Source organism: Rhodanobacter sp. FW106-PBR-R2A-2-24, assembly GCF_058789615.1.
This window is the reverse complement of record NZ_JBYTBV010000002.1, coordinates 931,793-955,708: the sequence shown is the minus strand read 5'-3', so window position 1 is coordinate 955,708 and position 23,916 is coordinate 931,793. Positions and strand designations below refer to the sequence as shown.

The window sequence follows — 23,916 nt, the reverse complement described above, 5'->3', positions numbered from 1 at the left end:
GCGCGCGGTCGTGGCGGCTGCGCGGGCGAGCGGATCGCACAGCACGGGGCGATCGCCTGATGCGGCCCGAACGCCTGCTGGCCTGGCGCGTGCCGCTGGCCATTGGCCTCGGCGCCTTGTGCTTGCTTCTCGGGCTATGGCTCGCCCTGTCCACCGAGCGCGGTGAACTGGCCTGGCAGGACGCGCTGGCGCGCCATGGCGGCGCGGTGGTCGACCTGGGCCACGCCGTGGAGCCGGCCGACGGCATGCAAGGCCGGATGGTGCGCATCGCCGGCACGCCGCGCGTAGTGGAGTCGCCCTACGACGCGGACTTCAACCAGCAGGCGGCCACGGCCGTGCTGACCCGCCATGTGGCGATGTTCCAGTGGCGCGAGCTGCACCTGGGCAACGACATCACCTATGAGCAGGACTGGGTCGACCATCCGGTGGATTCCAGTCACTTCGCGCAGCCGCGTGGCCATGCCAACCCCGGCACCTTTCCCATTCGCGGCGCGCAGTTTGTTTCCGGCAGCGTGCAACTGGGCGGTTACACGCTCTCCCATGCCCTGGTGCGCGCCCTGCCGGGCAGCGGGTCGGTGCCGCTCAACGTGAAGGCCGTGCCGGCGAATTTCGCCGCCACCTTCAGCGGCTACGACAACGCCCTGGTCACCAGCGACCGGCCGGGACATCCGGAGGTGGGCGATCTGCGCGTGAGCTGGAGCGGCGTGCCGACGCAGGAGGTGACCGTGCTCGCCCGCGTCGACGGCGGGCAACTGGTGGCCGTGTCCAACGTCGCCGACGGGCAAGGCTACGAGGTCAACGTGGGCGACAGCGCGCTGCTGGACATGCGGCCGGACATGGCGGCGCAACCCTCGCTGGTATGGCTGCGGCGCATCCTCGCCGTGCTGCTGGCGGCGCTGGGCGCAGGCCTGCTGCTGGGGCGCGGCGCGATGTGCTTCGATCCGCTGCGGGCGCTGGGTGGCGGGTTGCTGGCGGTGGGCGTGGCCGCCGCATTGCCGTGGCTGGGGCATGGCTGGTTGGCCGCCACCGCGTGGCTGGCCCTAGCGCTGGCGGGCGCTGCGTTGCTGGCGTGGCGTTGGCGCGCGCGGCGGTCTGCCGCCTGATGCTCGTTGTGGCGAGGCCCGGGGGCGCTGCACGGTGGCCGCGGCGACGGGCTGTTTCACCGGCCCTCACACTGCGGAGCCGTGCTCCAGCAGCCACAGGCCGGCGAACAATTTAGGATCGACGGAATAGCCTTCCGCCGCCCGCGCGAACAGCCAGGTGCCGGCGTCCATGCGGGGAATTTCGTGCACGACGATGTTCTCGCTGGCGTCACCGCCACCTGCGCCGACCTTGACGAGGTCGAAGGCGCGCACGTAGGCGATCATCTCGGTGCTCATGCCGGCCGAGGACGGCCCCTGGTGCAGGAAGGACACGCGACCGCAGCGCCAACCGGTTTCCTCCTCCAGCTCGCGGCTGGCGGCCAGCAGCATGCCCTCGTCCTCCTGGCCCTGGAGGTCGCCGACCAGTCCGGCCGGCATCTCGATGGTGCGCGCCTGGATCGCCACGCGGTATTGCTCCACGAACAGCACGCGATCCTCCGGCGTCAGCGCGATCACGATGGCAGCGCCGCTGGGGTTGTTGCGTTCGGCGTATTCCCAGCGGCCGCGCTTGCACAGGCGCAGCCAGCGGCCCTGATGGAGGATTTCCACCGGAGCGTCGGCGTCGGCCGGTCGTGGGTAGTCGCGGGGATTCATCAGTACGTGCGCTGCACGGAGTGATCCGCCAGCGTGGCCAGCGCGTCGCGATACTTTGATGCGGGCAGGGCGGCGAGCGCCTCGTGCGCCGCCGCCGCATGCGCTTCGGCGCGCTCGCGCGTGCGCTGCAGCGCGCCCGAGTCGCGGATCGCGGCAACGATGCGATCCAGCGAATCCAGCCCGCCGTGCTCGATCGCGTGGCGCAGCGAAGCGGCCTGTTCGGGCGAGGCGCCCTGCAGCGCATAGATCAGCGGCAGGGTGGGTTTGCCCTCGGCCAGATCGTCGCCGATGTTCTTGCCCAGGGTGTCGGCGTCGCTGGTGTAGTCGAGCAGGTCGTCGGCGATCTGGAACGCGTAGCCCAGCTGCATGCCGTATTCGCGCAGCGCGGCAACCTGCTCCGTCGGCAGGCCGCCGAGCAGGCCGCCGAGTTCGGTGGCGGCGGCGAACAGCACCGCGGTCTTGCGCTCGATCACCGTGAGGTAGGCGGCCTCACCCACGTCGGCGTTGCCGATGTTGAGCAGTTGCAGCACCTCGCCCTCGGCGATGGTGTTGGTGGTGTCGGCCAGGATGCGCATGACGCGCATGTCGTCCAGCTCCACCATCAGCTGGAACGCGCGCGAGTAGAGGAAGTCGCCCACCAGCACGCTGGCGGCGTTGCCCCACAGCGCGTTGGCGGTCTGGCGGCCGCGGCGCAGGCCCGATTCGTCCACCACGTCGTCGTGCAGCAGGGTGGAGGTGTGGATGAACTCGATCACCGCCGCGAGCTTGACGTGCTCCTCGCCGTGGTAACCCGCCGCGCGGGCGGCCAGCGCATGCAGCATCGGTCGCAGCCGCTTGCCACCGCCGGCGATGATGTGCTCGGCGATCTGGTTGATCAGCACCACGTCGGAAGCCAGCCGCGCGCGGATCAGCGCGTCGATGCGGCGCATGTCGGCGTCGGCGAGCGCGCGCACGGCGGCGAAGTCGGCGGGGCGTGGGGCGTCGGCGTGGATGGAGTTCATGAGGCGGCTGGTCGGGAGTCCGGGGAATTATAGGGGGCGGCTGCGATGGCCGCGCGGCACGGAGCGATGTGCCGAATGTCATGTTGGTGCCGCGATGGGGGCGTCGTATGGTGGGTGGTGCGCCACATAACATTCGGCGCGTCAAGAACTTGCGGTCACGCGCCAGCCCCGGCTGGGCATTCAACTGGACATGGAGAACACAGGATGAAACTTCGCGGCAAGCTCAGCCCCATCGCCTTGGGAACCCTTCTCGCCCTCGGCCTCGCCGCCCCCGGCGCACCGGCCCATGCCGCCGATGCGCCGACCGCGCGGCCGGCCGGCAACGTGACGCGCGCCACGCTGGCCAACGGCCTGCGCGTGGTGATCGTGCGCGACGCGCTGGCACCGATGGTGACCACGCAGATCACCTACCTCGCCGGCAGCTACGAGGCGCCTGCGGGCTTCCCCGGCACCGCGCACGCGCTGGAACACATGATGTTCCGCAACTCCACCGGCATGACCGGCGCGCAGTTGAACGAGATGACCGGCAAGATGGGCGCGGAGAACAATGCGTTCACCACCAACGACGCCACCCAGTATTTCTTCATGGCACCTGCGCAATATCTCGACGTGCTGCTGCACATCGAGGCCACCCGCATGCGCGGCGCGCAGCTCACCGACAAGGATTGGGGGCTGGAGAAGGGCGCGATCGAGCAAGAAGTCTCGCGCGACATTTCCGACCCCGGCTACCTCGCCTTCCAGCAGGCCGAGCGCAGCCTCTACGCCGGCACCGGCTACGCCGAGGATGCGCTGGGTTCGCGGCCGACTTTCGACGCGACCACCGGCAAGGTGCTGCAGGGCTTTTACGACAAGTGGTACGTGCCGAACAACGCGATCCTGGTGATCGTCGGCGATGTCGACGCGCAGGCGGCACTGGCCAAGGTGAAGGAACTCTTCGGGCCGATCGCCAAGGGCGACGTGCCCGTGCGCACGCCGGTGAAGCTGGCGCCGTTCCAGCCGCAGACCATCGCCAAGACCACGCCGGACGCCACCGGCTCGGTGCAATACCTGTTCCGCGCGCCGGGCCAGCAGTCGCAGGACTACGCGGCGTATCAGGTGCTGCTCAAGGTGCTGGGCAACTCGCGCAGTGAGCTGTCCGGACTCGCCGCGCAGGGCAAGGTGCTGTCGGCGGACGCCGGCAGCCAGCCGTTCGTGCACGGCGGCATCGGCACCATCGAGGTCGGCTTCCCCAAGGGCGGCGACGCCAGGCAGGCGCAGGCGCAGCTCGAGCGCGCGATGGCCGACCTGCTCAAGCACGGCGTGCCGGCCGACCTGGTCGAGGCGGCCAAGAAGCAGGAGCAGGCACAGTACGAATTCAGCAAGAACAGCGCGATGAACCTCGCCGAGCGCTGGTCGCGGGCGCTGGCGTGGCAAGGGCTGGATTCGCCGCAGCAGGCGTTGGACAACATCCTCGCGGTGACGCCGGCCGACGTCGACCGGGTGGCGCGCGAGTACCTCAAGCCCTCGCAGCGGCTCACCGTGGTGCTGACGCCCGACCCGAACGGCAAGCGCCCACCGGACAGCAACGGCTTCGGCGGTACCGAGAAATTCGGCGGTGACGACAAGCTCGATGCGCCGCTGCCGGCGTGGGCGGCCCAGCCGCTGGCGCAGCTGCAGATGCCGCATTGGACGCTGGCGCCGACCACCATGAAGCTCGCCAACGGCATCACCCTGATCGTGCAGCCCACCGACGCCAGCAAGACGGTGACGGTGCAGGGCCGGATCGACAGCAATGAAGACCTGCAGGCGCCCAAGGGGCAGGAGGGTGTCGGCCAGCTGCTGGCCTCGCTGTTCGACTACGGCACCACCACGCTGGATCGCGCGGCCTTCCACCGGGCGCTGGACGGCATCGCCGCCACCGAGACCGCCGGCAGCAGCTTCAGCCTGGCGGTGCCCAGCGCGAACTTCGACCAAGGCATGCGGCTCCTCGCCGACAACGAACTGCATCCGGCCTTGCCGGCGAAAGCCTTCGGCATCCAGCAACAGACGCTGGCGCGCACCCTGGCCGGCGAGCTGCAGTCGCCGCAATACAAGATGTTCCACGCCTTGTACAAGGGCATCTACCCGGCTGGCGATCCGGCGCTGCGCGAGGCCACGCCGCAGACCGTGGGCGCGCTCACGCTGGCCGACGCCAAGGCCTATTTCGGCCAGGTCTATCGCCCCGACATGACCACCCTTGTGGTGGTGGGCGACGTGACGCCTGCGCAGGCCAAGGCCACCGTTGAAAAGTACTTCGGCGCGTGGAAGGCTGCCGGCCCGAAACCCGATGTGGTGGCGAAGCCGGTGCCGGTCAACCCGGCCAGCTACACCGTGGTGCCGAATGCCTACGCTTCGCAGGATCAGGTGTTCATGGGGCAATCGCTGGGCCTGGACATCCATAACCCCGACCGCTATGCCCTGCAGCTCGGCAACGAAGTGCTGGGTGGCAACGGCTTCGCCTCGCGCCTGATGGTGGACATCCGCGTCAAGCACGGCTATGCCTACGGTGCGGGTTCGGGCATGAGCTTCGGCCGCTCGCGCGCGGTCTTCTATGTGCGCTACGGCAGCGATCCGGGCAAGGTTCAGCCAGCCGACCAACTGGTGATGAAGAACCTGGACGACATGCGCGACACGCCGGTCAAGGCCGACGAACTGCTGAATGCCAAGCAGGCGCGCATCCGCTCGATCCCGCTGGGAGTATCCAGCGTCGACGCCATCGCGCGTTCGCTGCTCTCCTGGAGCATCGATGGCGAGCCGCTCGACGAGCCGATGGTGGCCGCCCAGCACTACCGCGACCTCACCGCCGGACAGGTGCAGAACGCGTTCAAGAAGTACGTGCAACCGGCGCACCTGGCGCAGGTGGTGCAGGGGCCGGCGCCCAAGCAGCACTGATCGGTTGGCGCGGCATGCCGGCCCGCGAGCACGGGCCGGCATGCGCGGCCGGGGATGACGCCGCCGGTGGGCCGATGCCGGATGATTTCGTCCGGCGGCAAGGTATGATGACCGTTATTTCAACGTCGGTGGCTGGCAGTGGCGCCGACCCAAGCGGGGGAACCCATCCATGGCACGTGGCGTCAACAAGGTCATCCTGATCGGCAACCTCGGCAACGACCCCGACGTGCGCAGCACGAGCAGCGGCATGGCGGTGTGCACACTCAGCGTTGCCACGGCGGAACGCCGCAAGGATCAGTCCGGCGAGTGGCAGGATCACACCGAATGGCACCGCGTAAAGCTGTTCGGCAAGACCGCCGAAGTTGCCCGCGACTACCTGAAAAAGGGCCGGCAGGTCTATATCGAAGGCTCGCTGCGCACCGACAAGTACACCGACAAGAACGGCGTGGAGCGTTATTCCACCGACATCATCTGCAACGACATGCAGATGCTGGGCAGCGGCGGCGAAGGCGGCGGCGGTTACCAGCAGCGTGAGCGCCCGCAGGGCAGCGGTTACGGTGGCGGCCAGCAGCGCGGCGGCAATGCGCCCGCACCATCGGCGTCGGCCGGCAACGGCGGCTTCGAGGATGACGACATCCCGTTCTAGCGAACACCTTTTCTTGAAGGGTGAGAAAGATGCGCCAGCCGCCAGCCGCCAGCCGCCAGCCGCCAGCCGCCAGCCGCCAGCCGCCAGCCGCCAGCCGCCAGCCGCCAGCCGCCAGCTTCGGCGGGCAGCCCATGTTGTTTGCAGTGCTGGCGTACGACGCCCGATTTGCGTAGAATCGCCGGTTCGACCCGCCAGGAAGGGTCGTGCACCGATGTCGGCAGGATGGAAAGCGCGGCTCCCAAGCCGCCGCCGGATCAGTCAGAAACCCATGATTCGGAGCATTTCATGCCCAAGATCAAGACCAACCGGGCGGCGGCGAAGCGTTTTCGCAAGACCGCTTCCGGCAAGTTCAAGGCCGGTCACGCCTTCAAGTCGCATATCCTGACCAAGAAGTCGACCAAGCGTAAGCGCAACCTGCGCGCCACCAACCACGTCAAAGCGTGCGACACCAAGAGTGTGGCTCGCATGTTGCCGTATCTCTGAACCGGGAGGACTAGACCATGGCTCGTGTCAAGCGTGGCGTTACCGCCCGTCGTCGTCACAAGAAGATCATCGGCCGCGCTAAGGGCTACTACAACGCCCGTCGCAAGGTGTTCCGCGCAGCCAACCAGGCCGTCACCAAGGCTGGCCAGTACGCCTATATCGGCCGCAAGCAGAAGAAGCGCCAGTTCCGCGCCCTGTGGATCGTGCGCATCAATGCCGCCGCCCGCCAGTTCGGCCTGTCCTACAGCCGCCTCATCAACGGCCTGCTGAAGGCCGGCATCGCGGTTGACCGCAAGGTGTTGGCGGACATCGCCGTGCACGACATCAAGGCGTTCGGCGCCATTGCCGACAAGGCGAAGGCCGCCTTGGCCGCTTGATCGTCGCTTGCTGACGATATGATGTGAAACAAGCGGGGAGGAGGCCACCAGCCTTCTCCCCGTTTTTATTTCAATGATGCGCTTTCTGCGGTTGCCTCCTCCCCCTTCGGGGAGAGGATTGAGGTGAGGGGCGGGTGCTCGCATTAGCCTGCACCGAAAGCACGCTTCGCTCCTGACACAGACGCAAGAGCCTCCCCTCACCCCGACCCTCTCCCCAGAGGGGAGTAGAAGCCAAAGCGGACTCGTACCGATGGACGATCTGGATAGCCGCGCCAGCCAAGCCCTGGCCGACATAGATACCGCCGCCACGCTCGATGCGCTGGAGTCCCTGCGCGTTGGCCTGCTCGGCAAGAGCGGCGTCGTCACTGCCGCATTGAAGGCGTTGGGCGCGTTGCCGGCGGAAGAAAAGAAGGCGCGCGGCGCCGCCGTGAACCTGGTCAAGCAGCGCCTGAACGATGCGCTGGCCGCGCGCAGGACGGCGCTGGAGCAGGCCGAGCTGGATCGCCGGCTTGCCTCGGAAACCATCGACATCGCGCTGCCGGGTCGTGACGGCGAGCGCGGTGGCATCCACCCGATCACCCGCGCACTGGAGCGCATCGTCGCGATCTTCGCGCGGCTGGGCTACCAGCGCGCCGACGGCCCGGAGATCGAGGACGACTGGCACAACTTCGAGGCGCTGAATTTTCCGCCGCATCACCCGGCGCGCGCCATGCACGACACCTTCTACATGGCCGACGGGAGCGGCGGCGACCGACGCCTGTTGCGCACGCACACCTCGCCGGTGCAGATCCGTACCATGCAGGGTCGCCAGCCGCCGATCCGCATCATCGCGCCAGGCAAGGTCTACCGCAGCGACTCCGATCAGACCCATTCGCCGATGTTCCATCAGGTCGAGGGGCTGCTGGTGGACGAAACCTCCAGCTTCGCCGACTTGAAGGGCACCTTGGCTGAGTTCGTCCGTGCCTTCTTCGAGCGCGATTTCGAGATGCGCTCGCGCCCCAGCTACTTCCCTTTCACCGAGCCCTCGGCCGAGGTGGACATCCGCTGGGAAACCCCCGACGGGCAGAGCCGCTGGCTGGAGGTGCTGGGCTGCGGCATGGTGCATCCCAACGTGCTCGCCCATTGCGGCATCGACCCGGAGCGCTATACCGGCTTCGCCTTCGGCCTGGGTGTGGAGCGCTTTGCCATGCTGCGCTACGGCGTGACCGACCTGCGTGCGTTCTTCGAGAACGATCTGCGGTTCCTCAGGCAGTTTGCCTGAGAAGTGAATCGGGAATAGGGCGTGGCGAGAGGCGCAGGCCCGCGCTCTTCCGAATGCTCTGTTCCCTACTTCCCATTCCCGGACTTCAATCATGAAATTCTCCGAAAACTGGCTGCGCGAGTGGGTCGATATCCAGGCCGATCGCGAGGCGCTTTCCCATGCGCTGACCATGGCCGGGCTGGAAGTGGAGGCGCTGACCGTGCTGGGTGAAAACCTGGCGGGCGTGGTGGTGGCCGAGATCGTCGAGGCCGAAAAACATCCCGCAGCCGACCGCCTGCGGGTGTGCAGGGTCGACGCGGGGCAGGGTGAGCCGCTTACGATCGTCTGCGGTGCGCCGAACGCGCGCGTGGGCATCCGCGTGCCACTGGCCACCGTGGGCGCAACCCTGCCCGGCGGCGTCCACATCAAGGCCGCCAAGCTGCGCGGCGTGGAATCCTTCGGCATGCTGTGCTCGGCCAAGGAACTCGGCATCGACGACGATGCCTCGGGCCTGCTGGAGTTGCCGCTGGATGCGCCGGTGGGCCAGCCGTTGGCCGAATACCTGAGCTTGCCCGACGCGGCGATTGAACTCAGCCTCACGCCCAACCGCGCCGACTGCCTGGGCCTCCTTGGCGTGGCCTACGACGTGGCCGCGCTGTTCGGCAGTCGGGTGAAGGTCGGCGAGCAGCCCGCCGCGCCGGTCACCAGCGCAACGCGTCGCGGCATCCGCCTGGAAGCCGGCAAGGACGCGCCGCGCTACCTCGGCCGCGTGGTCGAAGGCATCAACCCCGCCGCCCGCACGCCGTTGTGGCTGGCCGAGCGGCTGCGCCGCGCCGGCCTGCGCCCGATCAGCGTGGTGGTGGACATCACCAATTACGTGATGCTGGAGCTGGGCCAGCCCATGCACGCCTTCGACAACGATGCGCTCGAGGGCGACATCGTGGTGCGCCATGCACGCGCGGGCGAAACGCTCAAACTGCTCGATGGCAGCGAGGCGACGCTGGATGAAGGCTTCGTGCTGATCGCCGACGAAGCCAGGGCGCTGGCCGTGGCCGGCGTGATGGGCGGCTTCGATTCGCGCGTCACCGCGGCCACGCGCGACATCTTCTTCGAGGCCGCGCACTTCGCGCCGGCGGCGATCATGGGGCGCGCGCGCAAGCTCGGTCTGCATACCGACGCCTCGCACCGTTTCGAGCGCGGCGTCGATCCCGAGTTGCCGCGCCGCGCGCTGGAGCGCGCCACCGAGCTGCTGCTGGCCATCGCCGGCGGCAAGGCGGGCCCGGTGCTGGTAGCGGAGAACCTCGCCGATCTGCCCAGGTCTGCGCCGGTGACCCTGCGCCGCGCGCGTCTCAAGCGCGTACTGGGGGTGGCGGTTCCTGACGCCGAAGTGGCGCGCATCTTCACCGCGCTGGGCATGGCCGTGGAGACGCTGGTCGAAGGCTGGCGCGTCACCGCGCCCAGCCGCCGCTTTGACATCGAGCGCGAGGAGGACCTGATCGAGGAGGTTGCGCGCATCCACGGTTACGACAACATCCCGGCCGCCATGCCGACGGGCGAAATCGGCCTGGCCATCGAGCCGGAGGGGCGCCTCCACGAGCTGGCACTGCGCGAGCAGCTCGCCGCGCGCGGCTACTTCGAGGCGGTCAACCTGTCCTTCGTCGCTACCGAGCTCCTGGCGCAGTGGGGCATGGGCGGGCAGGGTGTGGCGCTGGCCAATCCGTTGTCGGCCGATTTGGCCGTGATGCGTCCCTCGTTGCTGCCGGGCCTGATCGAGGCGTTGCGCCACAACCGCGCCCGCCAGCAGGAGCGCGTGCGCCTGTTCGAGCTGGCGCGCGTGTTTGCCGACAGGTTGGAAACCCCCAGCCTGGCCATGGTGGCCTGCGGTAGTGCGCGTGCCGAACAATGGGGTGAACCTGCGCGCGCGCTGGATTTCTTTGATCTCAAGGGCGAGCTGGATGCCCTCCTGGCCTGGGGCGGCGAGCCGCAGCGCTGGTCCTTGCATGCCGATGGCCTGCCGGCCTGGCTGCATCCCGGACGTGGCGCCCGTGTCGTCCGTGATGGCGAAACGGTGGGTTTCATGGGGGCGCTGCACCCGCAACTGGCCAAGGCACTGGATCTTGGCCCTGACGCACATGTGCTGGAGCTGGCACTGGAACCGCTCCTGGCACGCCGCCTGCCCAGGGCGCAGGCGGTGGCGCGCTTCCCCTCGGTACGCCGCGACCTGGCCGTCGAGGTGCCCGAAGCGGTGAGCTGGTCACAAATTGAGCAGGTGGTACGCGGCACGCTGGGCGCGCTGCTCAAGGAGTTGCGCCTGTTTGACCGCTACAGTGGCAAGGGCGTCGAAGCAGGCCGAAAAAGCCTCGCTATGGGCTTGATTTTACAGGAGCCTTCACGCACTCTTGTCGATGACGACGCAGACAGGTGTGTGCGGCAGGTCATGGCCGCACTGGAGCAGGCATGCAAGGCAAAGTTGCGGGGATGAGATGGCGCTGACCAAGGCGGACATGGCCGAGCGGCTTTTCATTGACGTGGGCCTCAACAAGCGTGAAGCCAAGGAATTCGTGGACGCCTGCTTCGAGGTGGTTCGCGAGGCCTTGGAAGGTGGCGAACAGGTGAAGCTGTCGGGCTTCGGCAACTTCGATCTGCGCGCGAAGAACCAGCGGCCTGGGCGCAACCCCAAGACTGGCGAGGAGATTCCGATCTCCGCGCGGCGGGTGGTGACGTTCCGGCCAGGGCAGAAACTCAAGGTAAGAGTCGAGGGCTATGCTGGATCAGGGAAATAACACCGAACTGCCGGCCATCCCGGCCAAGCGCTACTTCACCATCGGTGAGGTGGGCGAGCTGTGCGGGGTGAAGCCGCATGTGCTGCGTTACTGGGAGCAGGAGTTCCCCGGCCTGAATCCGGTGAAGCGCCGCGGCAACCGTCGCTACTACCAGCGGCAGGATGTGCTGATGATCCGCCAGATCCGCGCGCTGCTGTACGACGAAGGGTTCACCATCACCGGCGCGCGCGCACGGCTGGAGGGCCCGCAGGCGAAGGTGGAGGCCAGCATGTCGCACCAGATCGTGCATCAGGTGCGCATGGAACTGGAAGAAGTTCTGGCCTTGCTGCGGCGTTGAATCCGGCGCGCTTCTGCTATACTTCCGCCTCTTTGGAACGCGCGGCCAGTCGGTACTGCGCACAGTCTTGGCGGGCAGGGAGTCCGCAGCCACACGTCGGGGCGTAGCGCAGCCTGGTAGCGCATTTGCCTGGGGGGCAAAGGGTCGTCGGTTCAAATCCGGCCGCCCCGACCAATCGAGTTGTCTGATGCGCAGCCTGTTCCTCCAGGCTGCGTTTTTTTATGCGCGGCGTCTGAAGGCGGCGCATTGACAACGGTATCTATTTCTTGCTTGCCAAGGGTGCCGGCCTTGTTGACCGCGCCTTTGCCGCGTATGGGCGTGCACGAGCGCCTGGTTGTCTGTGATGTCCGGCGCGCGGCTGGCTGTCATATGCCGTGGTGCTTCCGGGTGGCCATGCGTGACGTGATTGGCAAGTCTTTCGGGTCATGGCTGTCCTTGGTAGACAACGTTGTCATCACTGGGTCACACTGCCACCGCTTTGCATGACAAGCGGTAACGGCAGGGAGGCATGAGACGGCCGTCCCCGAGTGGCCAAGGGAACCTGGCTGCGGTTACGTCTCGGCAGTTCATCCCAATGATGCAACTCACCAGGAGACAGTCGTATGCAAACCAGTCATTCCGGAAACCGGCCGCGTCTGGCCTTGAACATGCTGAGCGGCGCGGTACTGGCCGGCTTGTCGATGTCGTTGCTGGCGTTGGCGCCGGTGCAGAGTGCCCACGCGCAAGGCACAACTTCGCAGACCTGCGCGGCGGCGTGGAGCGCTTCGATCGCGTACACCGGCGGGCAGGGCGTCAGCGAAAACGGCATCAACTACGTGGCCAACTGGTGGACGCAGGGCAACGATCCTGCCAACAGTAGCGGCCCGGCGGGAAGCGGAGAGCCGTGGACGGCCCAGGGCAGCTGCGGCGGCACGCCCACGCCCACGCCCTCTGGCAATTGCGCTCCGGTATGGAGCGCGGCCACGGCCTATAGCGGCGGTGCGGCGGTGAGCGAAAGCGGCGTCAATTACCAGGCGAACTGGTGGAGCCAGGGCAGCGATCCGGCGACCCATAACGGCCCGGGCGGCAGCGGGCAGCCGTGGACGGCGGCAGGAGCCTGCAGCGCAACGCCGACTCCGACTCCGACTCCGACTCCGACCCCGACCCCGACCCCGACCCCGACCCCGACCCCGACCCCGACCCCGACCCCGACCCCGACCCCCGCTCCGGGTGGTCTGGTGTTCAGTCCCTACAAGGACGTCACCGTCAACATGGATTGGAACACCAGCACCATGCGCACGGCGGCCTCCGGCAGCATCATTCCGGTGGTGGGCAATGGTGGCCTGTACCCAGCCACGGTTCCCAAGCTCGGGGCCATCACGCTGGCCTTCGCCACGGGCGAGTGCGGCAGCGAGAACTGGGGCGGCGTGCCGGGCGCAAGTTTCGCCAGCGCCAATGTCCCGGCCTTGTCGGGTGCGGGCCTGAACTACATCGTCTCCACCGGCGGCGCAGCCGGCAGCTTCACCTGCGGCAGCACGGCAGGCTTCGCGAGCTTCCTGTCGCGCTACATGTCGCCACAGATGCTGGGCGTGGATTTCGACATTGAGGGTGGGCAGAGCCAGGCCGACATCAACAACCTCGTCTCGGCGGTGGCCTATGCGCAGGGCGTCTATCCGAAGCTGCGCTTCTCCTTCACGCTGGCCACGCTGGCGGCGTCGGACGGCAGCTACGGCGGGCTGAACAACCTTGGCGACATGGTGATGAAGTCGATCAAGGCCGCCGGCCTCAAGAACTACCTCATCGACCTGATGGTGATGGACTACGGCGCACCCGGCGCCTCGGTGTGCGTGGTGGCAAACGGCAAGTGCGACATGGGGCAGTCGGCGATCCAGGCGGCGACCAACCTGGAGCACAGCTATGGCGTGCCGGCCAGCCAGATCGAGCTGACGCCGATGATCGCGCAGAACGACGCGGCGGACGAGGTGTTCACCACGGCCAACGTCGACACCGTGACCCAGTACGCCGTGGCCAACGGCCTCGCCGGCCTGCACTACTGGTCGCTGGATCGCGACACGCCGTGCCCTGGCGGCGCTACCGGCTCGGCTTCATCCACCTGCAATTCGCAGAGCGGCACGACGCCGTTGGAATACACCAATCGGTTCGTCCAGGATCTGGGGCGTTGATGCGCTGAAAACGCGGGCGGGCCGGATCGCTCCGGCCCGCCTTTTTTGTCGCTGCCGCCGCCGCTGTCAGTACAGCACGCGGCTGCGCAGCGTGCCGGGGATGTCGGCCAGCTTGACCTTGAGCGCATCAGCCTGCGCCTCGTCGGCGGCCACGTCGATCACCACATAGCCCACTGCCGCGTCGGTCTGCAGGAACTGCGCGTCGATGTTCATGTTGCCGGCGGAGAACAGCTCGTTGATGCGCGAGAGCACGCCGGGCACGTTCTTGTGGATGTGCAGCAGGCGGCGGCTCTTCGGGTGCTCGGGCAGGCTCACCTCGGGGAAGTTGACTGCCGACAGGGTGGAGCCGTTGTCGCTGTAGCGCACCAGCTTGCTGGCCACCTCGATGCCGATGTTGTCCTGCGCCTCCAGTGTGCTGCCGCCGATGTGCGGGGTGAGGATGACGTTGTCCAGGCCCACCAGCGGCGACACGAAGGGGTCGTCGTTGCCCTTGGGCTCCAGCGGGAACACGTCCACCGCCGCGCCGGCCAGGTGACCACTGCGCAGTGCCGCCGCCAGCGCGTCGATCTCCACCACGCTGCCGCGCGAGGCATTGATGAGCAGTGCGTCCTGGCGCATCGCGGCGATTTCCTTCGCGCCGAACATCAGTCGGGTGGAGGGCGTCTCGGGCACATGCAGGGTCACCACGTCGGCGCGCTGCAGCAGGTCTTCCAGGCCGGCGGCGGCGTGTGCATTGCCCAGCGAGAGTTTGGTCTCCACGTCGTGGAAGATCACCTGCATGCCCATGGATTCGGCCAGCACGCCCACCTGGGTGCCGATGTGGCCATAGCCGATCACGCCCAGCACCTTGCCGCGCGCCTCGAAACTGCCGGTGGCGGATTTGCTCCAGCCGCCACGGTGGCACTGCATGTTCTTCTGCGGGATGCCGCGCAGCAGCATGATGGCCTCGGCCACCACCAGCTCGGCCACGCTGCGCGTGTTGGAATAGGGCGCGTTGAACACGGGGATGCCCAGCCGCTCGGCCTCGGGCAGATCCACCTGGTTGGTGCCGATGCAGAAGCAGCCAGCGGCGATCAGTTTTTTCGCGTGCTTGAGCACCTCGGCATTGAGCTGGGTGCGCGAGCGCAGGCCTACAATGTGCGCGTCGGCGATGCGTTCGATCAGTTCCGCCTGCGGCAGCGATTTCTGGTGGTACTCGATGTTCGTGTAGCCGGCGCGCTCAAGGGTATCCACCGCGGTGCGACTCACACCCTCCAGCAGCAGCACCTTGATGTCTTGCCGAGGGAACGAGGTCTTCATGGCGGCTCCGGTAGGGAATGGAGCTGCTACTATGCCAGAATTGCGGCAGCGCAGCACAGAAAGTTTGGACGTCTGAATGCCCTCCCGTGCCATAACTCCACCCGGAGCCCTCATGAGTGCCGCCCTGGACGATCTCGCCCGCCGCTTGCCCTCGCTGCGCCTGCTCACCGCTGCCGGTGACCTCGAACATTACGGCCGCGACTGGACGCGCCGCTGGACGCCGGCACCGCTCGCCATCGCGCTGCCGGCCAGCATCGAGGAAGTGCAGGGCATCGTGCGCTGGGCCAACGAGCAGCATGTGGCGATCGTGCCCTCGGGCGGACGCACCGGGCTCTCGGGCGGCGCAGTGGCGGCGCGCGGTGAGCTGGTGCTGAGCCTTTCACGCATGAACCGCGTGCTCGGCTTCGACATCGCCGACCGCACGCTCACCGTGCAGCCGGGCATGCCACTGGAGGCCGTGCACGCAGCGGCGCGCGAGCATGGGCTGATCTACCCGGTGGACTTCGCCGCGCGCGGCTCCTGTTTCATCGGCGGCAACATCGCCACCAATGCCGGCGGCATCCGGGTGATCCGCTACGGCAACACCCGCGAGTGGATCGCCGGGCTCAAGGTGGTGGCCGGCAACGGCGAACTGCTGGATCTCAACCGCGCGCTGGTGAAGAACTCCAGCGGCTACGACTTTCGCCAGTTGATGATCGGTTCCGAAGGTACGCTGGGCATCGTGGTGGAAGCCACGCTCAAACTCACCGATCCGCCGCCGCCCGCACAAACCATGCTGCTGGCGCTGCCGGACATGGACGCGGTGCTGGCCGTGTTCGGCCTGTTCCGCGCGAAGCTGTCGCTGCAGGCCTTCGAGTTCTTCACCGACGTGGCGTTGAAGCACGTGCTGGCGCACGGCGCGCAGCGCGCGCTGGACGGCGAGCATCCGTATTACGTGGTCGCCGAGTTTGATGCGCCGGACGAGGCCGCGCAGGACGCCGCGCTGGCGGTGCTCGGTGAGGGCATGGAGCAGGGCTGGATCGTCGACGGCACGATCGCGCAGAGCGAGGCCCAGGCCGCCGCGCTGTGGCGGCTGCGCGAGGGCATCACCGAGAGCCTGGCGCCGCACCAGCCATACAAGAACGACGTCTCGGTGCGCATCGGCGCAGTGCCGGCCTTCCTGCACGCGATGCAGGCCTTGCTGGCGCGCGAGTACCCGCACATCGAAGTGGTGTGGTTCGGCCACATTGGCGACGGCAACCTGCACATCAACGTGCTGAAGCCTGCGGACATGGCCGATGCCGATTTCATCGCGCAGTGCGAGCACGTCACCAAGCTGCTGGCCGCCACGCTGAAGGAGCACGGTGGCAGCATCTCCGCCGAACACGGCATTGGCCTGGTCAAAAAGCCCTACCTGGAAAGCACGCGCAGCACGGCGGAGATCGCGCTGATGCGCGGCGTGCGCCAGGTGTTCGATCCCAACGGTATCCTCAATCCGGGCAAGCTGTTCGAGAGCTGATCGCGCGGGCAGGGCGGGTTCCGGCCCGACTTTCGATGGTGTGTCGGACTGAAGCCCGGCATGCCTCCTGTTCGCAGATCGGGTGGCATCCCGACCTGCTCTCGGATGGCATGGCCGGTTGCGTTTCCGGTGGTCAAGCTCCTAGCCTTGCGGCTTTCCGCCATTCAACCGAGAACCGCCATGGCCGAGTCGCGCCGCACGTTGTACCCCGAAATCGAGCCCTATGCGCGTGGCATGCTCAAGGTTTCCGATCTGCATACGCTGTACTGGGAGCAGAGCGGCAATCCCGACGGCAAGCCGGTGGTGTTCGTGCACGGTGGCCCGGGTGGCGGCACCAACCCGAAGTGCCGGCGCTTCTTCGACCCGGCGGTGTACCGCATCGTGCTGTTCGACCAGCGCGGCTGCGGCCAGTCCACCCCGCATGCGGAACTGCGCGACAACACCACCTGGGATCTGGTGGCCGACATGGAGCGCGTGCGCGAGCACCTGGGCATGGATCGCTGGCAGGTGTTCGGCGGGTCCTGGGGCTCCACGCTGGCGCTGGCCTATGCGCAGACGCACCCGGACAAGGTCACGGAACTCGTGCTGCGCGGCATCTTCATGCTGCGCCGCTGGGAGCTGGAGTGGTTCTACCAGAAGGGCTGCGACGCGTTGTACCCGGATGCGTGGGAAACCTATCTCGCGGCGATCCCTGAAGTGGAACGTGGCGACCTGATGAGCGCCTACCATCGCCGACTGACCAGCGACGACCCGGCGGTGCGCGTGGCTGCGGCGCGTGCGTGGTCGGTGTGGGAGGGTTCGACCAGCTACCTCCAGCAGGATTCGGCCAGCATCGGCGCGCATGACGAAGACGAGTTCGCGCTGGCTTTTGCCCGCATCGAGTGCCACTACTTCGTCAACGGTGGCTTCTTCGACCATGAAGACCAACTGCTGCGCAACGTGGATCGCATCCGTCACATCCCGGCGGTGATCGTGCAGGGCCGCTACGACGTGGTCTGCCCGATCCGCAGCGCCTGGGATCTGCATCGTGCCTGGCCTGAGGCCGATCTGCGCATCGTGCCCGACGCCGGTCACTCGGCCTTCGAGCCGGGCAACGTCAGCGAGCTGATCGAGGCGACCGACCGCTATCGCCAGGCCTGAGAGTCTGCGGAAAGATCGTGCGACCGCCGCGCCCCTGGTGGTGGCGCGCTGTGCGGAAGCCTGTAGTCGTTGGGCGTTTCGTCCATGAAAAACGCCGGCCACCAGGCCGGCGTTTTTCATGGACGATGCCGAGTGGCCGTCGGGTCAGATCAGGAGATCCTTTTCCTTCTTGCCGGCCTTCAGCGCGTCGTTGAACCAGCGCGGGTGCTTGCCGCGGCCGGACCAGGTCTGCTCCGGGTCGGCCGGATTGCGGTATTTCGGGGCCACCGTGCCGCCACTGCGGCGCTTGCCGCGGGCGCTGCCGAAAATGTCGTCGAAGGAATAGCCTTCAGCCTTGATCAGGGCGTGGACTTTCTCGCGCAGCTTGGCGACCTTTTCCTTGCGCATTTCGTGCTGGCGCGATTGCGCCTTGCTGATGAGGTCGTTCAGCTGGTTGTGGTTGAGGCTCTTCAGATCGATGGCCATGAATGGCTCCTGTTATTTGGCAGTGGTTTGGATGTTACGGGCGAAAAGGCCGGGCGGGATTAACGGAGCGTCGAGAACATGCTTGCCGCATTCTTCCCTGTCGGCAAGCCTTGTCACCTGTCCGGGCTTGGCTCCACCAAGCAAACACGGGCAGGCGCGATGGGCGAGTGGCTCTTCCGTGGATCGCGCGATCAGGCTGTTTTCCAACAGCCGGCTAATTCGCCGCGGATACCATTCTTACCAGAATATCTTGCGATTGCAAAGCTGCTGGTGCGATGCCCGCAATCCGCGGCCGTGCCTTTCGTGCCGATTATCCACCGAGCAGGCCAAAAAGCTCCGTGTGGCTTACTGCCCGGCTTTCCGGTTCGTGCCTGGCGCGGTATTCCAGCGTGCCTGCTTCGAGGCCGCGCTCGCTAACCACCACGCGGTGCGGAATGCCGATCAATTCCATGTCGGCAAACATCGCGCCAGGGCGCAGGCCACGGTCGTCCAATACCGTTTCGATGCCGCGCGCCGATAATTCGGCGTATAGCGTTTCGGCCGCGGCGGCGACCTCCGGCTTGGCTTTTGGATTGATGACGCACACCGCCACGCGCCACGGTGCCATGGCTTCGGGCCAGATAATGCCGGTATCGTCGTGGCATTGCTCGATGGCGGCGGCCACGATGCGGCTGATGCCGATGCCGTAGCAGCCCATCAGCATCACCTGGGCCTTGCCCTGGTCGTCCAGCACGGTAGCACCCAGCGCCTCGGCGTACTTGCTGCCGAGCTGGAACACGTGGCCGACCTCGATGCCGCGGGCAAGCTGCAGCGTGCCATGGCCATCGGGCGAAGGGTCGCCCGCCACGACCTGGCGAATGTCCGCGATGCGGGTGAGGCGCGCGTCGCGCTCCCAGTTGGCACCGGTGTAGTGGGTGCCGTCCTGGTTGCCGCCGCAAACGAAGTCGGCCAGCGCGGCCGCGCTGCGATCCACGATCACCGGGATGTCGGCGGGCAGGCCCACCGGGCCCAGCGAGCCGGGGCGGGCGCCACAGGCGGCGAGGATTTCCTCCTCGCTGGCCATGACCACCTCGTCGCCCACTTCGGCCAGCTTGTTGGCCTTGATCTCGTTCATGTCGTGGTCGCCGCGCAGGCACAGGGCGACCGGGCCGTCGCGGCCTTTCAGCAGCAGGGTCTTCAGGCACTGCGAGGTCGGCACCTTGAGGAAGGCGCTGACCTCGTCGATGGATTTCTGCTGCGGCGTGTCCACGCGTTGCAAGGCGGCGGCGGGGGCCGGGCGTCCAGTGGCCGGCGCCAGCGCCTCGGCTTTTTCGATATTGGCGGCGTAATCGGAAGCATCGGAGAAGGCAATGGCGTCCTCGCCCGAGTCGGCCAATACCTGGAATTCGTGGCTGGCATTGCCGCCGATGGCGCCGGTGTCGGCCTGCACCGCGCGGAACTTCAGGCCCAGCCGGGTGAAAATGCGCGAATAAGCGTCGTACATCGCCTGATAGGTGTCGCTCAGCGAATCCTGGGTGAGATGGAAGGAATAGGCATCCTTCATCAGGAATTCGCGTGCGCGCATCACGCCGAAACGCGGGCGGATCTCGTCGCGGAACTTGGTCTGGATCTGGTAGAAATTGACCGGTAGCTGTTTGTAGCTGGCGAGCTCGCTCCGCGCGTAGTCGGTAATCACCTCCTCGGCGGTGGGGGCGTAGCAGAATTCCTGCTCCTTGCGATCCTTGAGTTTCAGCAATTGCCCGCCGAATTTCTGCCAGCGTCCGGTTTCTTCCCACAGTTCCCTGGGCTGGATGGTGGGCATCAGCAGTTCGATGGCGCCGGCGCGATCCATTTCCTCGCGCACCACGGCTTCCACCTTGCGCAGCACGCGCAGACCCAGCGGGCTCCAGGTGTAGAGGCCGGCGGCGAGTTTGCGGATCATGCCGGCACGCAGCATCAGCTGGTGGCTGGCGATCTCGGCGTCGGCGGGCACTTCCTTGACGGTGGCCAGGTGGTAATGGCGAAGGCGCATGCGTGGCGTTCCGGGTGGTAAAGAACCCGGATTATAGCCTTGTGTTGCGTTGCGTCAGCGCATTGGCGCCGGCGTGGCGACACGGGCTCCGCGAAGTCTCGCGGCGTCCGCGACAGGCGGGACTGCCGATCCGAAAACGCCGGGGTGGCGGTTTTCGGCGGGGCCTTATTTGCCGGCGCAGTACTTCAGATATTGCGCGTTGGCGTCCGTGACCTGCTGCTTGCGCTGGATGTCGTTCAAGAGCGAGGGCTTGCCGCCACTCTGCACCACCACCGGGCCGCTGCCCTTCAGGGTGGCGAGGTTGGATTTGAGCGTGGCGCACAGGCTGGCGCGGTTGGCCGGCGTGTCGGCCATTTGTGCCGGGGCTGGGGTGGCGGTCGGCGGGGCGGCCTCGTCGGCGGGTTTTGCGGCGGGCTCGGCGGTCGCTTCCACACCACCGGTCAGCTTCACCTGCTGGTAGCGAGTGCCTTCGGCAGGGGCGGACTGCGAGTAGTGCACCGTGCCCTGGGCGTCCGTCCACTTGTAGATTTGCTGGGCGGAAGCCAGCGGAGTGGCGAGCAGCAGCGCCATGACGATGGGCAAACGTGACATGGATTTCTCCGGGCAGGGCGGCGAGAGGCCGGACAGGGGCCGCCGGCGAGGTTACCAGTTAACCGCCAGCGTCGTCCGGACTCAAGTTAAACTCCACGCATTCCGTCACGGATCGCGCCATGAGCGAGTCAGCGCCCGCCCGCCCGCCAAGGCACCGCGGCATTTACCTGTTGCCCAACCTGTTCACCACCGGGGCGATGTTCGCGGGTTTCTACGCGATACTCGCGGGCATCGGCGGGCGTTTTGAGGATGCTTCCATCGCGGTGTTCGTCGCCGCCCTGCTCGATGGCATGGATGGCCGCGTGGCGCGGCTTACCGGCACGCAGAGCGAATTTGGCGTGCAATACGACTCGCTTTCCGACCTGGTGAGCTTCGGTCTTGCCCCTGCGCTGGTGATGTACACCTGGTCGCTCGCCGCGCTGCGCGAGGTCGGCCCGCTGTGGGGCAAGCTGGGCTGGGCCTGCGCCTTTATCTACGCCGTTTGCGCCGCGCTGCGGCTGGCGCGCTTCAATACCCAGGTGGGTGTGGCCGACAAGCGCTACTTCCAGGGGCTGGCCAGCCCGGCGGCGGCGGCGGTGTGCATGGCTTTCGTGTGGAGCATGGACAAATCCGGCATGACGGGGGGCGACCTGCGTTTCGTCACACCGTGGATCGCGGCGATCACCGGACTGCTGATGGTGAGCCGGTTTCGTTATTACAGCTTCAAGTCGTTGCCGTTGGGCGAACGCCAGTTGGTGCCCTTCGTGTGGATGGTGGCGGCCATCCTGATCCTGGTGCTGCTTTGGCTCGATCCGCCGCGTGTGCTGCTGGCCGGGTTCTCGGTTTATCTGCTGTCCGGCCCTGTGCTGACCCTGTGGGGCCTGGCCATGCACCGAAGAGTGCGGCAAGGGGGTGTGGCGTGAGTCGTGACGCCCATCGTCGCCGCGTGATGCAGGCGCTGGGGCTGACACCCTGGCAGCGGCGGCAGGCGTCGCCTGCACCGGTGGCGGAGGCGGCACTGGCGGAGGGCGTGGAGGCTGCCTGCGTGGTACTGCTGCCCGCCGGTTGCGGCACGCGCGAATTGGATCTGCTGGGGCGTGCGCTGAACTGCGCTGGCGCGGTGCTGGCGCGTGCCGGACGGTTGCCCGTGCAGGCGGGCCAGGGCGAGCTGGAGGTGCCGGTGGCGCGGGCCTATCTGGCTTGCGGCGAGGCGCAGGCGCACGCGCTGGGCCGCAGTCTGCCGATGCAGGTGACCGCGCAGGCGCAGGTCATACTGGTGGACGAGCCGGCGCGGCTGCTGCGCGAGGGTGGCGCCAAGCGACGCCTGTGGCTCGCGCTGCGCACCTTGCGACGCCACCTGCGTGGGGCGGGTTGAGCATGGTCGCGGTTGCCCGCCCGGCCAGCCAGGTGCGTCTGATGCGTGCCGATGATCTGGACGAGGTCGATGCCATCGAGCGGGCTTCCTATGAATTTCCGTGGACGCGCGGCATCTTTGCCGACTGCCTGAAGGCCGGGCATCCGTGCTGGGTATTGTGCGTGGACGAGGTCGTCGCCGGTTACGGCATTCTCTCGGTGGGTGCGGGTGAGGCGCATGTGCTCAATATCTGCCTCGGCCCCGACTTTCGCGGGTGTGGTCTGGGGCGGCATCTGCTGGAGCGGCTGCTGGACGTGGCGCGCTGGAGCGGCGCGCAGCGGGTGTTTCTTGAGGTGCGCCCGTCCAACCCGCTGGCCAGGGCGTTGTATGCGTCGATGGGCTTTGCCGAAATCGGCCGTCGGCCGCGTTATTACCCGGCCAGGGATGGGCGGGAAGATGCGATCGTGATGGCTCTCCCGATCGCGGCAGGCGATCGGGAGCCCTAGGCCAGGCGGCGCCGCCACCGGCGATCAGAAGCCATGGTTTCGGAATGCCTGCGCCCGGGTTCCGGATGGCTCCGATGCAGCGAGTCCGGCGATGCAAGCGGGAGCCCGCCTCGGGGCGGGCGGTTCAGAACACCCGCAGGTAGCGCAGCACCGCCATCGCCGCCACCGCCAGCACGGCCACCATGGCGAATCGGCGCGCGCGCGCGGCCGTGTTGCGGCGACGGGCTTGCGGCGTGGTGTTGCGGGCAGCGGCCAGTTCGGCGCCGTAGCGCACCTCCGGCTCGAGGCCCAGTTCGCGCAGCAGCGCGCGCGCGCGGGGGTAGTCGTCGGCGCGTTCGATCCACACTTGCTCCCAGTGGTCACGCTCGGTTTCCGGCTCCTGGTAACTGAAGCGGCGGTGGCCGGGGCGGTTCCAATTGGAGCGGTTCTGGATCGAGGCCTTGATGCCGTGCTCGTTCATCAGCGCGTGCACGTGCTCGACATTGGTGGGGCGGGGCGAGCTGTAGATCTGGCGCATCAGTCGTTGCTCATTCGCCGCGCAGGCGGATCAGGCCTTCCTGTGCGCTGGAGGCGACGAGCCGGCCGTGGCGGTCGAAGATTTGCCCGCGCGCGAGGCCGCGCCCGCCCTGGGCGGTGGGGCTGTCGAAGGAGTACAGCAGCCATTCGTCCACCCGGAACGGGCGGTGGAACCACAGCGCGTGGTCGAGGCTGGCCATCTGCACGTTGCGGGTCATGTAGGAGATGCCGTGCGGCAGCGTGGCGGTGCCGATCAGGTGGAAGTCCGAGGCATAGGCGAGCAGGGCGCGGTGCAATACGGCGGAATCGTCGACCGGCGCGGTGAGGCGGAACCAGATGTGCTGCACCGGTGGGCGTTTCACCGGGTGCATCTCGTCGCGCGGCCACACCAGGCGGAACTCGAACGGGCCGTCAATGCCCATCCAGCGCTGCAGCTTCACCGGCAGCTTGGCCAGCTCACCCGCTGGCAACGGACGCATGGGCTCCACGTCCTCTGGTGCCGGCACCTCGGGCATCGCGCTCTGGTGTTCGAAACCTTTTTCCGGAACCTGGAACGACACCGAACCGTTCAGGATGGGCTGGCCGTGCTGGATCGCCAGCACGCGCCGGGAGGAGAACGAGCCGCCGTCGCGGGCGCGCTCCACGCTGTAGACGATGGGCGCATCGATGTCGCCGGCGCGCAGGAAGTAGGCGTGCAGCGAATGCGCCTCGCGCGAGGCATCCACCGTCTGCTGCGCCGCCGACAAGGCCTGCCCCAGCACCTGTCCGCCGAACACGAACTTGGTGCCGATGTCGCGGCTTTGGCCGCGGAACAGGTTGTCTTCCAGCCGTTCGAGCTGGAGCAGCTCGACCAGTTCCTTGACGTGTTCTTCGCGCATGTGG

24 protein-coding genes and 1 tRNA gene are annotated in these 23,916 nt (G+C 67.3%); 17 read left to right on the top strand and 8 right to left on the bottom strand.

Features of this window, described 5'->3' with window-relative positions:
- Window positions 1-59: 59 nt before the first annotated feature.
- Window positions 60-1,103, top strand: a complete 1,044-nt coding sequence (locus AC3WQA_RS05660; protein WP_492674101.1) for a TMEM43 family protein — start codon at window positions 60-62, stop codon at window positions 1,101-1,103.
- Window positions 1,104-1,169: 66 nt separating this feature from the next.
- Here AC3WQA_RS05660 and AC3WQA_RS05655 read toward each other — a convergent pair whose 3' ends face one another.
- Window positions 1,170-1,736, bottom strand: coding sequence for an NUDIX hydrolase (locus AC3WQA_RS05655; protein WP_492674100.1), 567 nt, complete (start codon window positions 1,734-1,736; stop codon window positions 1,170-1,172).
- On the bottom strand, window positions 1,736-2,737 hold the full coding sequence (locus AC3WQA_RS05650) for a polyprenyl synthetase family protein (protein WP_492674099.1): 1,002 nt from the start codon (window positions 2,735-2,737) through the stop codon (window positions 1,736-1,738). Before AC3WQA_RS05650 ends, AC3WQA_RS05655 begins: the two co-directional genes overlap by 1 nt.
- A 204-nt stretch (window positions 2,738-2,941) precedes the next feature.
- Between AC3WQA_RS05650 and AC3WQA_RS05645 the strand changes: the two genes are divergently transcribed.
- From AC3WQA_RS05645 to AC3WQA_RS05595, 11 genes are all read left to right on the top strand, one after another.
- Window positions 2,942-5,647: a M16 family metallopeptidase gene (locus tag AC3WQA_RS05645; RefSeq protein ID WP_492674098.1), complete on the top strand. Its 2,706-nt coding sequence runs from the start codon at window positions 2,942-2,944 to the stop codon at window positions 5,645-5,647.
- A gap of 169 nt (window positions 5,648-5,816) precedes the next feature.
- Window positions 5,817-6,293 carry a single-stranded DNA-binding protein gene (ssb, locus tag AC3WQA_RS05640; RefSeq protein WP_492674097.1) on the top strand — a complete coding sequence of 159 codons (477 nt, stop codon included), beginning with the start codon at window positions 5,817-5,819 and terminating at the stop codon, window positions 6,291-6,293.
- Window positions 6,294-6,322: 29 nt separating this feature from the next.
- A complete protein-coding gene (locus tag AC3WQA_RS05635; RefSeq protein ID WP_492674096.1) occupies window positions 6,323-6,466 on the top strand; it encodes a hypothetical protein in 144 nt (47 codons plus the stop codon).
- 112 nt (window positions 6,467-6,578) lie between these two features.
- Window positions 6,579-6,776, top strand: a complete 198-nt coding sequence (gene rpmI, locus AC3WQA_RS05630; RefSeq protein WP_492674095.1) for a 50S ribosomal protein L35 — start codon at window positions 6,579-6,581, stop codon at window positions 6,774-6,776.
- Between the two features lie 17 nt (window positions 6,777-6,793).
- A complete protein-coding gene (gene rplT / locus AC3WQA_RS05625) occupies window positions 6,794-7,153 on the top strand; it encodes a 50S ribosomal protein L20 (RefSeq protein WP_492674094.1) in 360 nt (119 codons plus the stop codon).
- A gap of 250 nt (window positions 7,154-7,403) precedes the next feature.
- Window positions 7,404-8,414 carry a phenylalanine--tRNA ligase subunit alpha gene (pheS, locus tag AC3WQA_RS05620; RefSeq protein WP_492674093.1) on the top strand — a complete coding sequence of 337 codons (1,011 nt, stop codon included), beginning with the start codon at window positions 7,404-7,406 and terminating at the stop codon, window positions 8,412-8,414.
- A 91-nt stretch (window positions 8,415-8,505) separates the two neighbouring features.
- Window positions 8,506-10,875, top strand: coding sequence for a phenylalanine--tRNA ligase subunit beta (gene pheT, locus AC3WQA_RS05615; protein WP_492674092.1), 2,370 nt, complete (start codon window positions 8,506-8,508; stop codon window positions 10,873-10,875).
- A gap of 1 nt (window position 10,876) precedes the next feature.
- On the top strand, window positions 10,877-11,176 hold the full coding sequence (locus AC3WQA_RS05610) for an integration host factor subunit alpha (RefSeq protein ID WP_492674091.1): 300 nt from the start codon (window positions 10,877-10,879) through the stop codon (window positions 11,174-11,176).
- Window positions 11,157-11,513 carry a MerR family transcriptional regulator gene (locus AC3WQA_RS05605; protein ID WP_492674090.1) on the top strand — a complete coding sequence of 119 codons (357 nt, stop codon included), beginning with the start codon at window positions 11,157-11,159 and terminating at the stop codon, window positions 11,511-11,513. Before AC3WQA_RS05610 ends, AC3WQA_RS05605 begins: the two co-directional genes overlap by 20 nt.
- A gap of 97 nt (window positions 11,514-11,610) precedes the next feature.
- Window positions 11,611-11,687, top strand: a tRNA-Pro gene (locus AC3WQA_RS05600).
- Window positions 11,688-12,160: 473 nt separating this feature from the next.
- Window positions 12,161-13,675: a carbohydrate-binding protein gene (locus AC3WQA_RS05595; protein ID WP_492676325.1), complete on the top strand. Its 1,515-nt coding sequence runs from the start codon at window positions 12,161-12,163 to the stop codon at window positions 13,673-13,675.
- A 66-nt stretch (window positions 13,676-13,741) separates the two neighbouring features.
- Here AC3WQA_RS05595 and serA read toward each other — a convergent pair whose 3' ends face one another.
- The gene (gene serA, locus AC3WQA_RS05590; protein ID WP_492674089.1) at window positions 13,742-14,974 is read right to left on the bottom strand and encodes a phosphoglycerate dehydrogenase; all 1,233 of its coding nucleotides are present in this window, start codon (window positions 14,972-14,974) and stop codon (window positions 13,742-13,744) included.
- 112 nt (window positions 14,975-15,086) lie between these two features.
- Here serA and AC3WQA_RS05585 point away from each other — a divergent pair, with 112 nt between their 5' ends.
- Window positions 15,087-16,472 carry an FAD-binding oxidoreductase gene (locus tag AC3WQA_RS05585; RefSeq protein ID WP_492674088.1) on the top strand — a complete coding sequence of 462 codons (1,386 nt, stop codon included), beginning with the start codon at window positions 15,087-15,089 and terminating at the stop codon, window positions 16,470-16,472.
- A gap of 180 nt (window positions 16,473-16,652) precedes the next feature.
- Entirely contained in the window at window positions 16,653-17,612 is a 960-nt protein-coding gene (pip, locus tag AC3WQA_RS05580) for a prolyl aminopeptidase (RefSeq protein ID WP_492674087.1), read from the top strand.
- Window positions 17,613-17,756: 144 nt separating this feature from the next.
- Here pip and AC3WQA_RS05575 read toward each other — a convergent pair whose 3' ends face one another.
- The 3 genes from AC3WQA_RS05575 to AC3WQA_RS05565 all read right to left on the bottom strand — a co-directional run bounded on the left by AC3WQA_RS05575 (window position 17,757) and on the right by AC3WQA_RS05565 (window position 20,679).
- Window positions 17,757-18,077, bottom strand: coding sequence for an H-NS histone family protein (locus AC3WQA_RS05575; RefSeq protein WP_492674086.1), 321 nt, complete (start codon window positions 18,075-18,077; stop codon window positions 17,757-17,759).
- 310 nt (window positions 18,078-18,387) lie between these two features.
- A complete protein-coding gene (locus AC3WQA_RS05570) occupies window positions 18,388-20,088 on the bottom strand; it encodes a proline--tRNA ligase (protein WP_492674085.1) in 1,701 nt (566 codons plus the stop codon).
- A gap of 165 nt (window positions 20,089-20,253) precedes the next feature.
- Entirely contained in the window at window positions 20,254-20,679 is a 426-nt protein-coding gene (locus AC3WQA_RS05565; RefSeq protein ID WP_492674084.1) for a DUF4124 domain-containing protein, read from the bottom strand.
- Between the two features lie 119 nt (window positions 20,680-20,798).
- Here AC3WQA_RS05565 and AC3WQA_RS05560 point away from each other — a divergent pair, with 119 nt between their 5' ends.
- Genes AC3WQA_RS05560 through rimI form a run of 3 tightly spaced genes read left to right on the top strand, consistent with a single transcriptional unit; the run spans window position 20,799 to window position 22,518 of the window.
- Window positions 20,799-21,581, top strand: coding sequence for a CDP-alcohol phosphatidyltransferase family protein (locus AC3WQA_RS05560; RefSeq protein ID WP_492674083.1), 783 nt, complete (start codon window positions 20,799-20,801; stop codon window positions 21,579-21,581).
- Window positions 21,578-22,033, top strand: coding sequence for a hypothetical protein (locus AC3WQA_RS05555; protein ID WP_492674082.1), 456 nt, complete (start codon window positions 21,578-21,580; stop codon window positions 22,031-22,033). The genes AC3WQA_RS05560 and AC3WQA_RS05555 overlap by 4 nt, the downstream gene beginning before the upstream one ends.
- Before the next feature lie 2 nt (window positions 22,034-22,035).
- Window positions 22,036-22,518: a ribosomal protein S18-alanine N-acetyltransferase gene (gene rimI, locus AC3WQA_RS05550; RefSeq protein WP_492674081.1), complete on the top strand. Its 483-nt coding sequence runs from the start codon at window positions 22,036-22,038 to the stop codon at window positions 22,516-22,518.
- A gap of 124 nt (window positions 22,519-22,642) precedes the next feature.
- On the opposite strand, the gene AC3WQA_RS05545 is transcribed toward rimI, so the two are convergent.
- Window positions 22,643-23,035, bottom strand: a complete 393-nt coding sequence (locus tag AC3WQA_RS05545) for a putative signal transducing protein (protein ID WP_492674080.1) — start codon at window positions 23,033-23,035, stop codon at window positions 22,643-22,645.
- Between the two features lie 10 nt (window positions 23,036-23,045).
- Window positions 23,046-23,912, bottom strand: coding sequence for an acyl-CoA thioesterase II (tesB, locus tag AC3WQA_RS05540; RefSeq protein ID WP_492674079.1), 867 nt, complete (start codon window positions 23,910-23,912; stop codon window positions 23,046-23,048).
- Between the last annotated feature and the right edge of the window lie 4 nt (window positions 23,913-23,916).